The organism is Cognatilysobacter terrigena, from assembly GCF_004361065.1.
GTDB classification, from domain to species: Bacteria; Pseudomonadota; Gammaproteobacteria; order Xanthomonadales; family Xanthomonadaceae; genus Cognatilysobacter; species Cognatilysobacter terrigena.
Genome location: NZ_SELT01000016.1, coordinates 1 through 12934 on the forward strand (window position 1 = coordinate 1; position 12934 = coordinate 12934).

The 12934-nt window shown below is 66.3% G+C and carries 11 protein-coding genes; 5 read left to right on the forward strand and 6 right to left on the reverse strand.

Annotation, left to right across the window (positions count from 1 at the left end):
* Window positions 1–1271 (forward strand): sigma-54-dependent transcriptional regulator (locus EVS83_RS10120; RefSeq protein WP_133500928.1); only part of this gene is annotated, 1271 nt, incomplete at its 5' end.
* Window positions 1264–1488, forward strand: coding sequence for a hypothetical protein (locus EVS83_RS15900; RefSeq protein ID WP_133500929.1), 225 nt, complete (start codon window positions 1264–1266; stop codon window positions 1486–1488). The genes EVS83_RS10120 and EVS83_RS15900, both read left to right, overlap by 8 nt.
* A gap of 56 nt (window positions 1489–1544) precedes the next feature.
* Here the strand turns inward: EVS83_RS15900 and EVS83_RS10130 are convergent, their stop codons facing one another.
* Window positions 1545–3383 carry a BON domain-containing protein gene (locus EVS83_RS10130; RefSeq protein WP_166636873.1) on the reverse strand — a complete coding sequence of 613 codons (1839 nt, stop codon included), beginning with the start codon at window positions 3381–3383 and terminating at the stop codon, window positions 1545–1547.
* A 402-nt stretch (window positions 3384–3785) separates the two neighbouring features.
* Between EVS83_RS10130 and EVS83_RS10135 the strand changes: the two genes are divergently transcribed.
* The gene (locus tag EVS83_RS10135; RefSeq protein ID WP_208108730.1) at window positions 3786–4163 is read left to right on the forward strand and encodes a hypothetical protein; all 378 of its coding nucleotides are present in this window, start codon (window positions 3786–3788) and stop codon (window positions 4161–4163) included.
* Window positions 4164–4269: 106 nt separating this feature from the next.
* Here EVS83_RS10135 and ligD read toward each other — a convergent pair whose 3' ends face one another.
* Window positions 4270–7014 carry a DNA ligase D gene (gene ligD, locus EVS83_RS10140; RefSeq protein ID WP_133500932.1) on the reverse strand — a complete coding sequence of 915 codons (2745 nt, stop codon included), beginning with the start codon at window positions 7012–7014 and terminating at the stop codon, window positions 4270–4272.
* 3 nt (window positions 7015–7017) lie between these two features.
* The gene (gene ku / locus EVS83_RS10145) at window positions 7018–7911 is read right to left on the reverse strand and encodes a non-homologous end joining protein Ku (protein ID WP_133500933.1); all 894 of its coding nucleotides are present in this window, start codon (window positions 7909–7911) and stop codon (window positions 7018–7020) included.
* A gap of 107 nt (window positions 7912–8018) precedes the next feature.
* Between ku and EVS83_RS10150 the strand changes: the two genes are divergently transcribed.
* A complete protein-coding gene (locus tag EVS83_RS10150) occupies window positions 8019–8381 on the forward strand; it encodes an arsenate reductase family protein (protein ID WP_133500934.1) in 363 nt (120 codons plus the stop codon).
* Between the two features lie 2 nt (window positions 8382–8383).
* On the opposite strand, the gene EVS83_RS10155 is transcribed toward EVS83_RS10150, so the two are convergent.
* Genes EVS83_RS10155 through EVS83_RS10165 form a run of 3 tightly spaced genes read right to left on the reverse strand, consistent with a single transcriptional unit; the run spans window position 8384 to window position 11127 of the window.
* Window positions 8384–10003, reverse strand: coding sequence for an FMN-binding glutamate synthase family protein (locus tag EVS83_RS10155; RefSeq protein WP_133500935.1), 1620 nt, complete (start codon window positions 10001–10003; stop codon window positions 8384–8386).
* A gap of 49 nt (window positions 10004–10052) precedes the next feature.
* The gene (locus tag EVS83_RS10160) at window positions 10053–10388 is read right to left on the reverse strand and encodes a hypothetical protein (protein ID WP_133500936.1); all 336 of its coding nucleotides are present in this window, start codon (window positions 10386–10388) and stop codon (window positions 10053–10055) included.
* A 43-nt stretch (window positions 10389–10431) separates the two neighbouring features.
* Window positions 10432–11127, reverse strand: coding sequence for an alpha/beta fold hydrolase (locus tag EVS83_RS10165; RefSeq protein WP_133500937.1), 696 nt, complete (start codon window positions 11125–11127; stop codon window positions 10432–10434).
* 337 nt (window positions 11128–11464) lie between these two features.
* Between EVS83_RS10165 and ccoN the strand changes: the two genes are divergently transcribed.
* Window positions 11465–12934 carry a cytochrome-c oxidase, cbb3-type subunit I gene (gene ccoN, locus EVS83_RS10170; protein WP_133500938.1) on the forward strand — a complete coding sequence of 490 codons (1470 nt, stop codon included), beginning with the start codon at window positions 11465–11467 and terminating at the stop codon, window positions 12932–12934.

Consider the following 12934-nt stretch of genomic DNA (forward strand, 5'->3'; position numbering starts at 1 on the left):
CGCGCGCGCACGGCTTCCAGACGTCGATCGCACACTCGCTCGAAGAATCGCGTCGCGCCATGGGCCGCGGCATGAGCGACCTGACGATGCTGGACGTGACGCTGCCGGACGGAACCGCGTTCGACCTGCTCGCCGAACTCGATGCCCGCCAGCACAGCCGCATCGCCCTGATGACGGGCGAGACCTCGCTCGAGACCGCGCGGCGTGCAGTGGGCCTGCCGGTGCTCGATTACCTGCTGAAGCCGCTGTGCCCGCAGCAGTTCGAATCGTTGTTGAGCCAGGCGTCCGCACGCGCGCTCGCCCAGATCGCCGGCGCGCGACCGGACGGCATCGTCGGCGACTGCGATGCGATGCGGCAGCTGACGGTCGACCTCGACCGCGTCGCACCGGCACGCGTCTCCGTGCTCATCACCGGCGAAAGCGGCACGGGCAAGGAGTTGGTGGCGCGCGCGGTGCACGATCGCAGCCGGCGTCGTGGCGCATTTGTCGCTGTGAACTGCGGTGCGATCGCACCGGATCTGCTCGCCAGCCATCTGTTCGGCCACGAGCGCGGTAGTTTCACCGGCGCGCAGCAGCGGCACGTCGGCTATTTCGAACAGGCCAATCGCGGCACGCTGTTCCTCGACGAGATCACCGAGATGCCGCCCGCGCTGCAGGTCTACCTGCTGCGCGTGCTGGAAACCGGCGAAGTCACGCGCGTGGGCGGCAGCGAGAACATTCCGGTCGACGTGCGCATCGTCGCGGCGACCAATCGCGATCCGATCCAGAGCATCGAACAGGGCAAGCTGCGGGAGGATCTGTATTACCGCCTCGCCGACTTCGTCATCGCGTTGCCGCCGTTGCGTGCGCGCGGTACGGATGTCGTGCTGCTCGCGAACGTCTTCGTCGAACGACTCAACGCCGAGCACGGCCAGGTCAAGCAACTCGCACCCGATGCCGAGCGCATGCTGGTCCGCCACGGTTGGCCCGGCAATATCCGCGAACTGCGTAGCGTGGTGCAGCGCGCCTATCTGCTGAGCGATGGGCCGCTCGTTCGCATTCCGGTCCTTGGTCGCCGCGCGCTTCCTTTGCACCAGGACGACAGCAGCATCGTGTTCCATGTGGGCATGAGCTATGCCGACGTCGAGCGCGAGATGCTGCTCAAGACGCTCACCAAGGTCGACGGCGACAAGACCGAAGCCGCGCGCATCCTCGGTGTCAGCGTGCGCACGATCCACAACCAGCTCGCGCGACTGGCCGTAGCCGGCGACGACGCCATACCGCATGTCTGAGCCGTTTCCACCGCACGGCCCTCTAACGCCCCACCCCTTTGGACGCTGGCGACACGACCTCTCCAACGAGGTCAACGCACTGACGATGGCGACGTCGGCCGCGCGCTACATGATCGAGATGGGGAATCTGCAGGCGGCGATGGTCAACCTTGCGCGCGCGGAGGAGTCGGGGCGTCGCTGCGTCGAACTCCTACGCACCGGTCCGCCGATTCCCTGATTTGCAAAAAAACGGCCCGCCGAAGCGGGCCGTTTCGTTTCCCAGCAGACGTGCGATCAGTGCGACGACGAACGCGACGCGCTGCCGCCGTCCTTCTTCGTCGAGCTCGACGAGGCAGACGTACCGGACGAGCCGCTCGATCCCGTCGTGCCACTGGCGCCCGCCTGGCGCGATGCTTCATCGCCTTCCGACGACGAGGCGCTCGGCGACGAACCGCTCGACTGCGCGGACTGACCCGACGTCGCGGACTGCGACGACTGCGAACCGGACTGGCCCGATTGACCGGACAGCGACGACGAACCCGAGCCGCCCGACAGCGACGACTGCGAGCTGCTCTGCCCGCCCTGCGCCGAAGCGGACTGGCCGGACGACTGCGAAGACGACGACGATTGCGAGCGGTTGTCGGACTGCGAGCCCACGCGGATGCGGTTGTCGATGTCGCGAACACCCGCGCACGACTCGGCGATGTCCTCGATGCGGTGCTTCATCCAACGCTGCTCCACGATGCCTTCGAGGATGATCTTTCCGCCTTCCGAACGCACTTCGACTTCGGTGACGTCGATCTCGTGCGCATTCATCAGGCGCTCGTTGAGGTCGTCGACGATGCGCTCGTCCGAACGCGTGTAGTTCTTCGGGCCGCGGCCACGCTGCGACTGCAGGCCGCGCTGCGACGACTGCTGGCTGTAGCCGTACATCCCGCCCTGGCTGCCCTGCGCGTACTGCGACGAGCCCGAGCCCTGGTTGTACTGCGTCTGGCTGTCGCCCGAGAACGTCGACTGCGAACGGTTCGAGTAGCCACCATCGCCATAGCCGCGGCTGCTGCCGAACTGCGACTGGCCCGGCCCGTACTGCGACTGGCCGAAGCCATTGCCCTGCTGGCCGTAGCCCTGCGAACCCTGTCCGTACTGCTGGGATCCGCCGTAGCCGCCCTGACCGTACTGCTGCGACGAGCCGTGGCCCTGCGAGCTCTGCCCGTACTGCGACGAACCCTGACCCTGCGAACCCTGGCCGTACTGCTGCGATCCACCCTGCCCGCTCATCTGCGTGCTGCCGTAGTCGCCCTGGCCGCGCCAGCTGTTGAAGCTGGACTCGTGCTGCATGTACGGGCTGCCGTAGCCACCGTGCACGCCGGTCTGCGATGCACCGAAACCACCGACGAGATATTCGCGATCGCGGTTGAAGTCGCCACCGCCGTACGTGCTGCCCTGCGAGCCGTAGGTGCCTTGCGAGCCGTACTGCTGCCCGTAGCTACCCTGCGAGCCATAGCTCGAGCTCGACCCGTAGCCCTGGCCCGACGAGCGACCCTGGCTCTCATTGCCGTACGAGCCATAGCCCTGTGACTGCGAATAAGGCGCGCCCTGGCCGTACTGCTGCGAGCCGCCCTGCGAATGCTGCTGCGAACCGTAGCCCTGCGACCCGTACTGCTGCGAGGAACCGTGCTGCGACGAGCCATAGCCTTGCGAGCCTTGGCCATACTGCGAGCCGCCATAGCCCTGCGAGCCATGACCGTACTGCTGCGACGAACCGTAGTTCTGCGACTGCTGCGAACCGCCGTAGCCGCCCTGACCGGACGAGCCCGACCCGTACTGCTGCGATGAGCCGTAACCACCGCCCATCGAACCGTGCTGGCCGTACTGCTGACCTTGCCCGTATTGCGAGCCCTGGCCCGACGACGACTGCTGGCCGTAGTCCGACGTGCCGTAGTTGCTCTGGCCGTACTGGTTGCCACGGCTGTACATCTCACCCTGGTTCATCTGATTGGAGTACGAGGGCTCCCACTGGCCACTCTCGCGCCCGGCGCCCTGGCGCGCGGCTTGCGAATTCTCCGACTGGTAATTCGAACCCTGCTGCTGACCTCGGCCGCTCGACTGCTGGCCGTGTTCGTTGTTATGCATGTCCTGTTTCCTCTCGTTGATCCAGTTTCGACTCGCGTTAAACGCTTCTGCACCAAGCCGCATGACATCGTTCGCGACTTCGCGGAGCTGGCGTCCCAACTGTTGATCACGCACTGAGTGTTCCTCCGTGTTCGGATCTCGTTCGCGTGGAAGTAGCCGCCTCGCAGCGACACACGGAATAGCGCAAGGTCCATGCCAACTGCAGACGTATGCGGCGCAACCCCTTTCACGCGATGTTTCTGCGGATGTTTCGGATGCGCGAAAGTTTTTCCCGCACATCGATTACGCGCTGTCGCGCACCTGAACACGGCACTCACACACGTTTGACGCAGCGCTGTCATCCGGTTTGCGAGAGTGGAAACGGGGCCTTGCGGCCCTCCCCCTCACGAGCGAGAAATGACGATGAAGAAGACTCTGGCTATTGCAGCGACGCTGCTGGCACTGACTGCGTGTCACCGCGACGACGCCGCCGACCAGTCGGCCACGACCACCGCGGGTTCGGACACGGCGACGACCGCGCCGGCGACCGACACCACGGGCACGACGGGCACCGATACGACGGGCACCACCGGCACCACCGGTGATATGTCCGGTACGGGCACGACCGGCACGACCGGCGACATGTCCGGCACGGGCACCGGCACGACGGGCACGGGTACGGGCACCGATACGACGGGTGCCGGCACCGGTACGGGCACGGGCACCGGAACGGGTACGACGGGCACGAGCACGGACTCGAACCAGCAGAACAGCGGTTCGACCACGCCGCCGACGCCGTAATACGCGACGCAGTGACGAAAACGGCGGCCCAGGCCGCCGTTTTCTTTTTCCTTATTCTCCGATGCGATAGCGCGACATTCGCGCGATCGCCAACCGGACTGTGCGTCTACACCGGCAACGGTTTCGCGCGCGCGATGATGTCCAGCGCTTCATCCGGCATCGTCCGCTTCGCCGCATCCGCGAGCGTATAGCGCGCCGGACTTTTTGCCCGCGAAAGTTCCGCCCACGTCACCGGCACCGCGACCGGCGCGCCTTCGCGCGCACGCAGCGACCAACTCGCCACGCTCGTCGCGCCACGGCCGTTGCGCAGCCAATCGATGAAGATGCGCCCCTTGCGCTTGGCCTTGCTCATCGTCGCGATGTAGCGATCAGGCGACTGGCGCTCCATCGCGTCGGCGAACGCTTCGCAGAAGAGGCGCGCCTGCTCCCAGTCCGCGCTGGGGCGCAGCGGCACCACCACGTGCACGCCCTTGCCGCCCGACAGCTTCGGAAACGATTCCAACCCCGCGTCGAGCAGACGGTCGCGGACTTCCTTCGCCGCGTTGCGAATCTGCGGCCACTCGATCGATGGATCCGGATCGAGGTCGAACACGATGCGGTCGGGCTGCTCGATCGCGTCGATGCGCGAGCCCCACGGATGCAGCTCGATCGCATTCATCTGCACCAGCGACATCAGGCCTTCCACGCTGTCGACGTAGAAGTATTCCGCTTCGTCGCCATCGTTCTCGACCAGCGTGTAGCCCTTCACAGCATCGCTGAAGCCGTGCTTCACGTGCTTCTGGAAGAAGTGCTGCCCGCGGATGCCGTCGGGGCAGCGCACGATCGACAGCAGTCGTCCGCCGATTTCCTCGAGCAGCTGCGGTGCGGCCTTCAGGTAGTAGTTCCAGACGTCCTGCTTGGTGTAGCCCTGTCCGGGATAGACCACGCGATCGGGGCTGCTAAGGTTCGGCAGGTTGGACGTGTCGAGATCGATCTTCAGCTTCGTCCGACGCGCAGTGCTTTTGGACGCCGCCTTCTTCGATGCGGTTTTTTTCGCGGCAGCCTTTCGTGCCGTCGTGCCCTTCGACGCGCCGGTCGACGCCGTCGCCGACTTCGCAGCGCGCTTCGCCGTCTTCTTCGTTGTCTTGGATGCCACGTGGATCGTCTCCGGCTGCGCCAGTGCCTCGGGCGTGGCGGGCTTGTCATCGCGCAGGCGATGGAACGACGCCTGCCGCACCAGGCCCCCCTTGCCCCAACCGCGGAAGAACACTTCCACCACCGTCTTCGGCTTCACCCAGTGGATGCGGCCCTTCGGCAGCGGAACGTGCTTGGGAATCTCGACGACGGGCTCCGACACTTCCATCGCGCGCAGGCGCTTGGTGAGGTCGAGCAGCACATCGTTGTTCATGCCGGAGCCGACCCGCCCCGCGTACACGAGCGTGCGATCGCGGTACTGCCCGAGCATCAGCGCACCCAGGCCCTTGCGCGAGCCCTGCGGCGGCGTGTAGCCGACCACCACGAATTCGCGCGTCTCCGCGATCTTCACCTTCAGCCACTCCGCCGAGCGGCCGTCCACGTAGGTGGAACCGACGCGCTTGCTGATGATGCCTTCCATGCCACGATCGCGCGCCGCATCGAAGATCTCCGGCCCGCGTCCGACAATGTGCGAGCTGTAGACCAGCCTCGGGTCGGCACCCTGCAGCAGCTGTTCGAGCAGCGCCTTGCGCTCCACCAGCGGCGCGCCGCGCAGGTCGTGGCCGTCGACGGCGAGCAGGTCGAAGATCACGTAGCGCATGTCGCGCGGGTCCTTGTCGGACAACGCCTTCTGCAGCGCATTGAAGTCGCTGTAGCCCGCCTTGTCGACGACGATCAACTCACCATCGAACACTGCAGTCGTGCCGAAGTCCTTGAGCCACTGCATCAGGTACGGCGCCCGTTCGTTCCACGGAATGCCGTTGCGCGACCACGCGGCGGGCGAGCGCCCGCTCTGCGTGATGAGCCGGTAGCCGTCCCACTTCCACTCGTGCAGCCAATCGTCGCCGCCCGGCGCAGTGTCGGCGGAGACCGTCAGCATCGGTTCGACGAATTCGCCGAGCGGATATTTCGCGCCATCGGCGAGCTTCGCGGCCAGGCGCTTGATTGCGCGCAGGTCGCGCGTCGTGCCGCTTGCGCGGCGTGTCGAGGCGGGCGACTTCGCCGCGGACGCAGCCTTCTTGCCGGTACTGCGCGTCGCCGTGCGACGCGTGGAGGCGGTGCGGCTCTTGGGCATGGCGCGCTCCGTGTCGAAGCCCTTGCGGGCGCGGATTTCGAGTCCTTCGCGCGTCGACGCGCCGGGTGCGTCGGACGGCGGCGGTGGCAGGTCGCCGATGAGGTCGTCCGCCTCCAGGTCGGCGGCGTATTCGTCGGTGCGCTTGAGCAGCATCCACTGCGCGCGCTTGCCCTTCTGGTGCGTGCGGATCAGTGACCACCGGCCTTTCAGGCGATCGCCGTCCACCGAGAAGTCGAGGCGTCCCTTCTTGATCGACGCATGCAAATCGCCCTCGGGCGTCCACGTGCCGTGGTCGAAGATCGCCATGTGGCCCGCGCCGTATTCGCCTTCCGGGATCAGGCCCTGGAAGTGCGAATACGTCATCGGATGATCTTCAGTCTCGACAGCGAGGCGCTTCTCGCCCGGCCGGAACGACGGCCCACGCGGGACGGCCCAGCTGCGCAGCACGCCGTCGATCTCGAGCCGGAAGTCGTAGTGGCGTGCGCGCGCATGGTGGAGCTGCACGACAAAGGACAGCGGACCGCCCTTGCGCTGGCGGACCTCGCCCTTCGGCTCCGGCGTGCGCGAGAACTCGCGCTTGCGGTTGTATTCCTGCAACCCCATGCGTCAGGCCCGCTTCTTCGTCGCCCGCTTCTTGGGCTTGGCCGCAGGGGTCTTGCGCGCACGCGTGGTCTTCTTCGCCGCCGTTTTCGACGTGCCGCCGCCCTTCTTCTCGAGGCTCTTCTTGAGAAGCGACATGAAATCGACGACGTTGGTCGCCGTCTCCGCGTCCTCGTCGTCCTTCTCTTCCTCGATGTGCGCCGTGTGCTTCTGCTTGATGCGTTCCTTGATGACCTGCGACAGCTTCTCGCGGAACTCGTCCTTGTAGTCGGCTGGCGAGAACTCGTCGCTCATCGACTCCATCAGCATCTCGGCCATTTCCATCTCGCGCGGCGTCACATGCCAGGCGCGCGCGCTGCCCGACGGCAGCTCGTAGTCGCTGACGTCGACCAGCTCCTGCGGAAAGCGCAGGAGCATCAGCATGAGCGCGTCGCCCTGCGGCGTGAGCATGCACAGGTATTCGCGGGTTCGAATCACGACGCGCCCCACGCCGACGCGGTTGTTCTTCTTCAGGACCTCGCGCAGCAGCACATAGCCCTTCTCGGCCTTCTTGCCGGGGACGAGGATGTAGGGCTTCTCGACATAGGCGAGCGGAATCGACTCGGCATCGACGAACGTCTCAATCGCTATGGTCTCGTGGTTCTCCGTCGCAGCGCGCTCGATGTCCTCGGGCTTCAGGACGACGTAGTTGTCCTTGGAGAATTCGTACGCCTTGACGATCTCCTTCCACGGCACTTCCTCGCCCGTCTCGGCGTTGACGCGCTCATAGCGGATCGGTGCGTTGTTGCGCGCGTCCAGCATGCGGAAGTGGATGTCCGTGCGGCGCTCGCCGGACATCAGCTGGATGGGAATGTTGAGCAGGCCGAACGAAATCGAGCCGGTCCAGATGGGCCTCGCCATGAGGGGACGTCTCCAGCAGTTTTCCGAAACGTCGCGCAGCCGGCGTCCGCACCGGGTGAAGCGGCCGCGCGATAATCGTGACGACGGTTAACCCGAGGGAAACATCCATGTCCGATCCCCCCGTGCTGTTCCACAACAAGGCGAACTGCTCGAAATGCGCGGGCGCGCTGGAGTTGCTGCGGGCGAGCGGCATCGAGCCGGAGGTGGTCGACATCACCGTACAGCCGCTCGGTGCCGCGCAGCTGCGGGACATTGCGCGAATGACCGGCGCCCCGCTTCGCGCGTTGGTGCGAACCGGCGAAGCGGCGTACGCAGCGGCCGGGCTCGACGATGACAGCAGCGACGATGCACTGGCCGCCGCGATGGTGGCGCATCCGGAACTCGTCGAGCGGCCGATCCTGGTGCATCGCGGCCGCGCGGTGGTCGGCCGCCCGCCGGAACGCGTGCTGGAGCTGTTCGACCTCGGCTGAGGTCAGACCACCTTGGTCATGCGCAGCGCAGCAACGCGCGGCGGCGGTGCGAACGAATCGCTGCGTGCGTCTTCCCAGTACTGCTGGAAGACCGCATGCGGTGGCAGGCCCGTGAGCAGCGCACCGGGCTCGAGGAAGTTGTAGATCGCGGCGAGCGAACGCACTTCCGTTGGCGAGATGCGACGCAGGATGTGCTCGGGCCCGAGTTCGCCGGGGTGGCGCAGGCCCGCCGCACAGATGAGGTCGCGCAGCGCCTTGAGCGTGTTGTCGTGGAAGTTTGTCACGCGCGTGGCCTTGTCCGGCACGTGCAGGCCCTTCCAGCGCTTCGGATCCTGCGTCGCCACGCCCGTGGGGCAGCGATCGGTATGGCAGCTCTGCGCCTGGATGCAGCCCAGCGCGAACATGTAGCCGCGCCCCGCGTTGCACCAGTCGGCGCCCATCGCCATCGTCTTGGCGATATCGAAGCCGCTGATGATGCGGCCCGCCGCGCCGATGCGGATGCGGTCGCGAAGGTCGAGCCCCACCAGCGTGTTGTGCACGAGCATCAGCGCCTCGTGCATGGGCACGCCAACATGGTCGATGAACTCGGCGGGCGCGGCACCCGTGCCGCCTTCCGCACCATCCACGACGATGAAGTCCGGCAGCAGGCCGGTCTCGTGCATCGCCTTCGCGATGCCGAACCACTCCCACGGATGACCGATCGCCAGCTTGAAGCCGGAGGGCTTGCCGCCCGACAGCGTGCGCAGGCGATCAACGAATTCCAGCAACCCCTTCGGTGTGTCGAACGTCGAATGGCGTGCCGGCGAGATGCAGTCGACGCCGATCGGTACCCCGCGCGTCGCCGCGATTTCCGGCGTCACCTTCGCGCCGGGCAGCACCCCACCGTGGCCCGGCTTCGCACCCTGCGACAGCTTGACCTCGATCATCCTGACCTGCGGATTCGCGGCGGCGGCCGCGAACTTCTCCTCGCTGAAACTGCCGTCGTCGTTGCGGCAGCCGAAGTAGCCGGATGCGACTTCCCACACCAGGTCGCCGCCGAATTCGCGGTGATACGACGAGATCGAGCCCTCGCCCGTGTCGTGGTAGAAGTTGCCGCCTTTCGCGCCCTTGTTGAGTGCGCGAATCGCGTTCGCCGACAGCGAGCCGAAGCTCATCGCGGAAATGTTGAACACGCTCGCCGAGTACGGCTTCGCGCGATGCGCGCCGATCGTGATGCGGAAATCGTGCGACATGTACTCCGACGGCTGCAGCGAATGGTTGATCCACTCGTAGTCGGTGCCGTAGATGTCCTGCAGCGTGCCGAACGGGCGCGTGTCGAGAACGGACTTGGACCGCTGGTACGCCAGCGCCCGCTCCTGCCGCGAAAACGGCACCTCTGCCGTGTCGGCCTCGATGAAGTACTGGCGCATTTCCGGGCCGATCGCTTCGAGCCCGTAACGGAAGTGCGCGAGCAACGGATAGTTGCGGCGCAGCGTACTGCGCGTCTGCAGCAGGTCGACCGTGCCGAGCACCGCAAACGGTGCAAGCAGGACGATCGCGACGGCGCCCTCGCGCGTGACCGCATACCAGGCGATCGCCACCAGTGTCCCGATCAGTACGGCGATATAGAGCGCGTAACGCATGCGGCCTCCTTGACCCGGCGAGGATACCGGTCCGACGCGGCGGCCGCGCTCACGCGTCGTCGAGCGAGTCGTACCAAGCGGCGTACGGCGTGTTGCGCGCCATGCGGCGGTTGAGATCGGGCGAGCCGTCCTTCCACCACACGCGGCCCCGTTCGCCCTGCGCGATCTTGGCTTCGTGCACGCGCTTGCGGGCGCGCTTCTCGGCGGCGCCGTCTCCCGCCATGAGTGCATCCCGGATGTCCCGGCGCGCGCGCATCAGCGCTTGCGTGAGGCGTTCCCGCTCGTCCCGTGTCAGCGACGGATCGGCACGTCGCCACAGGCGGCCACGCACCACGATGTAGCGGCCATCCGGCGTGACGGGCGGTGGCGAAGCAGGCTGCACCATGCGCACAGCCTGCGTGACGGCCGGTGGCGGCCGCGTCGTCGAGCTACTGGATCAGGTCGACCTGTTTGGCCGCCGTATACCAGAGCAGCCCGTAGTGGCCGTACGCATAGGTGTAGCTCGCGTTCTCGTTCCAGATCGACGAGGAGTGCACGCCGTTGACGGTGCACACGCCGCCGTAGCAGACCACTTCGTCGACGTAGGACTTGATCGAATACATGCGCGCGCCGAACCGCTTGCCGTACAGGCCGTTGAGCAGCGGGCTCGACACCGACAGGCCGTAGTAGCCGCAGGTCGACGTCGCGACGTTGTGCGGATACGTGCCGCACGACCACAGGCCACGGAACGCACCGGCGATCCCCACGAACGAGTCGACGCGCGACGCCAGCCCGTTGCGGTAGATCTCACGCGCCGCGAGCGTCGCGCCCATCGAGTGACTGATCACGTCGATCTTGCCGGTGCACGACGCCGCTGCGGCGTCGACCAGCGCGTTGACGACCGGCGTCTCCTCGCTGCCTTCGTGGTCGTTGCACGCCGCGCACGTCTTGCTACCCCAGTTGGGGCGGAAGATCTGCGATGCGGTGTACCCGCGCGCGATGAGCTCGTTGTACGTCGCGTTGAAGTCCGAGGGCGACCCGGTGTTGCCGTGCACGAGGACGACCGAGTCGCGACACGCGGCCTGCGCGCCGGTGGCGAGCAACAGGGAGAACGCAACGACGAGGATTCTTCCGGTCCAGCGCATGTCGACTCCTTCGGGAGCGGCCGGCACGGCGCAGGCCTCGGTCTCCGCGCCGGACGTTACGGACGCACCACGGCCGCGCCTGCTGTACGAAAGGGCATGACGCGGCGCGTCATGACGGACGGTCGCCGTCGCCGCGCAGGGCTGCGCTCTCCGGCGTGATCCCGGCGATGAAGGCGCCCATCCCCTTATCGGCGACCGCTCTGCGTTGGTAAAACCGACCTGTTCAGGCGGCCGGACGAACGCCGCCCTTCGCACTTGATCGAGATCAAGTCCGACGTGAACGCGATGTCGAGAATTTCGTCTCGACACCCGGGACCGCCCGGACAGGGCTCGATCGATGACCACCGCAACGCCGGCCGCACCTGTCCTGCGTCCCGGGACGCCCCCGCCCGCCACGGCGCCCGCGCGCTCGCCGGCCTACAACGACCGCATCGTCGTGCAGTTCTCGCTCGCCACGGTGCTCTGGGGCATCGTCGGCATGGCGGTCGGCGCGCTCATCGCGGCGCAGCTGTACTGGCCCGACATCGGCCACGGCATTCCGTGGCTGAGCTATGGGCGCATCCGTCCGTTGCACACCAACGCCGTGATCTTCGCCTTCGGCGGGTCGGCGCTGATGGCCACGAGCCTCCACGTCGTGCAGCGCACGTGCGGCGTGCGGCTGCTGTCCGACAGGCTCGCATCATTCGTGTTCTGGGGTTGGCAGGCGATCATCGTGTCGGCGGCGATCACGCTGCCGATGGGCCTGACGCAGGGCAAGGAATACGCCGAGCTCGAATGGCCGATCGACCTGGCCATCGCGGTCGTCTGGGTCGCCTATGGCGTGCTGTTCTTCGGAACGATCGCCAAGCGCAAGACACCGCACATCTACGTCGCCAACTGGTTCTACGGCAGCTTCATCATCGCGGTCGCGCTCCTGCACATCGTCAACAACATCGCGATTCCCGCCGGTGCGTTCAAGTCGTACAGCGTGTACAGCGGCGCGGTCGATGCGATGGTGCAGTGGTGGTACGGGCACAACGCGGTCGGCTTCTTCCTGACTGCCGGCTTCCTCGGGATGATGTACTACTTCGTTCCGAAGCAGGCGCAGCGGCCGATCTATTCGTATCGGCTGTCGATCGTGCACTTCTGGGCGCTGATCGCGGTCTACATGTGGGCGGGCCCGCACCACCTGCAGTACACGGCGCTGCCCGACTGGGCGCAGTCGCTCGGCATGGTGTTCTCGTTGATCCTGCTGGCGCCGTCGTGGGGCGGCGCCATCAACGGGATCATGACGCTGTCGGGCGTGTGGCATAAGTTGCGCACCGACCCGATCCTGAAGTTCCTCATCGTCTCGCTCAGCTTCTACATGATGAGCACGTTCGAGGGGCCGATGATGTCGATCAAGACGGTCAACTCGCTCTCGCACTACACCGACTGGACGATCGGCCACGTGCACGCCGGCGCGCTCGGCTGGGTGGCGATGATCACCGTCGGTTCGATTTATTCGATGCTTCCGCGCCTGGTGGGCGTCGACAGGATGTACTCGGTCAAGGCGATCGACACGCACTTCTGGCTGCACACCGTCGGCGTCGTGTTCTACATCGTCGCCATGTGGATCGCGGGCGTGACGCAGGGCCTGATGTGGCGCGCGACGAATCCCGACGGAACGCTGACCTACAGCTTCGTCGAAGCCCTCAACGCCACCTATCCGTACTACCTGATCCGCCTCGGCGGCGGCCTGCTCGTGCTCGCCGGCATGGGGCTGATGGGGTGGAACGTGCTGAAAACGATCGGCGCCGGACGCATGCCGGCCAACGTGCGCGCCTGA

Excerpts from the sequence above, each read along its gene's own strand:
- EVS83_RS15900 (WP_133500929.1), top strand. The coding sequence starts at position 1,264 with ATGTCTGAGCCGTTTCCACCGCACGGCCCTCTAACGCCCCACCCCTTT.
- EVS83_RS10130 (WP_166636873.1), bottom strand. The coding sequence starts at position 3,383 with ATGCATAACAACGAACACGGCCAGCAGTCGAGCGGCCGAGGTCAGCAG.
- EVS83_RS10135 (WP_208108730.1), top strand. The coding sequence starts at position 3,786 with ATGAAGAAGACTCTGGCTATTGCAGCGACGCTGCTGGCACTGACTGCG.
- ligD (WP_133500932.1), bottom strand. The coding sequence starts at position 7,014 with ATGGGGTTGCAGGAATACAACCGCAAGCGCGAGTTCTCGCGCACGCCG.
- ku (WP_133500933.1), bottom strand. The coding sequence starts at position 7,911 with ATGGCGAGGCCCATCTGGACCGGCTCGATTTCGTTCGGCCTGCTCAAC.
- EVS83_RS10150 (WP_133500934.1), top strand. The coding sequence starts at position 8,019 with ATGTCCGATCCCCCCGTGCTGTTCCACAACAAGGCGAACTGCTCGAAA.
- EVS83_RS10155 (WP_133500935.1), bottom strand. The coding sequence starts at position 10,003 with ATGCGTTACGCGCTCTATATCGCCGTACTGATCGGGACACTGGTGGCG.
- EVS83_RS10160 (WP_133500936.1), bottom strand. The coding sequence starts at position 10,388 with ATGGTGCAGCCTGCTTCGCCACCGCCCGTCACGCCGGATGGCCGCTAC.
- EVS83_RS10165 (WP_133500937.1), bottom strand. The coding sequence starts at position 11,127 with ATGCGCTGGACCGGAAGAATCCTCGTCGTTGCGTTCTCCCTGTTGCTC.
- ccoN (WP_133500938.1), top strand. The coding sequence starts at position 11,465 with ATGACCACCGCAACGCCGGCCGCACCTGTCCTGCGTCCCGGGACGCCC.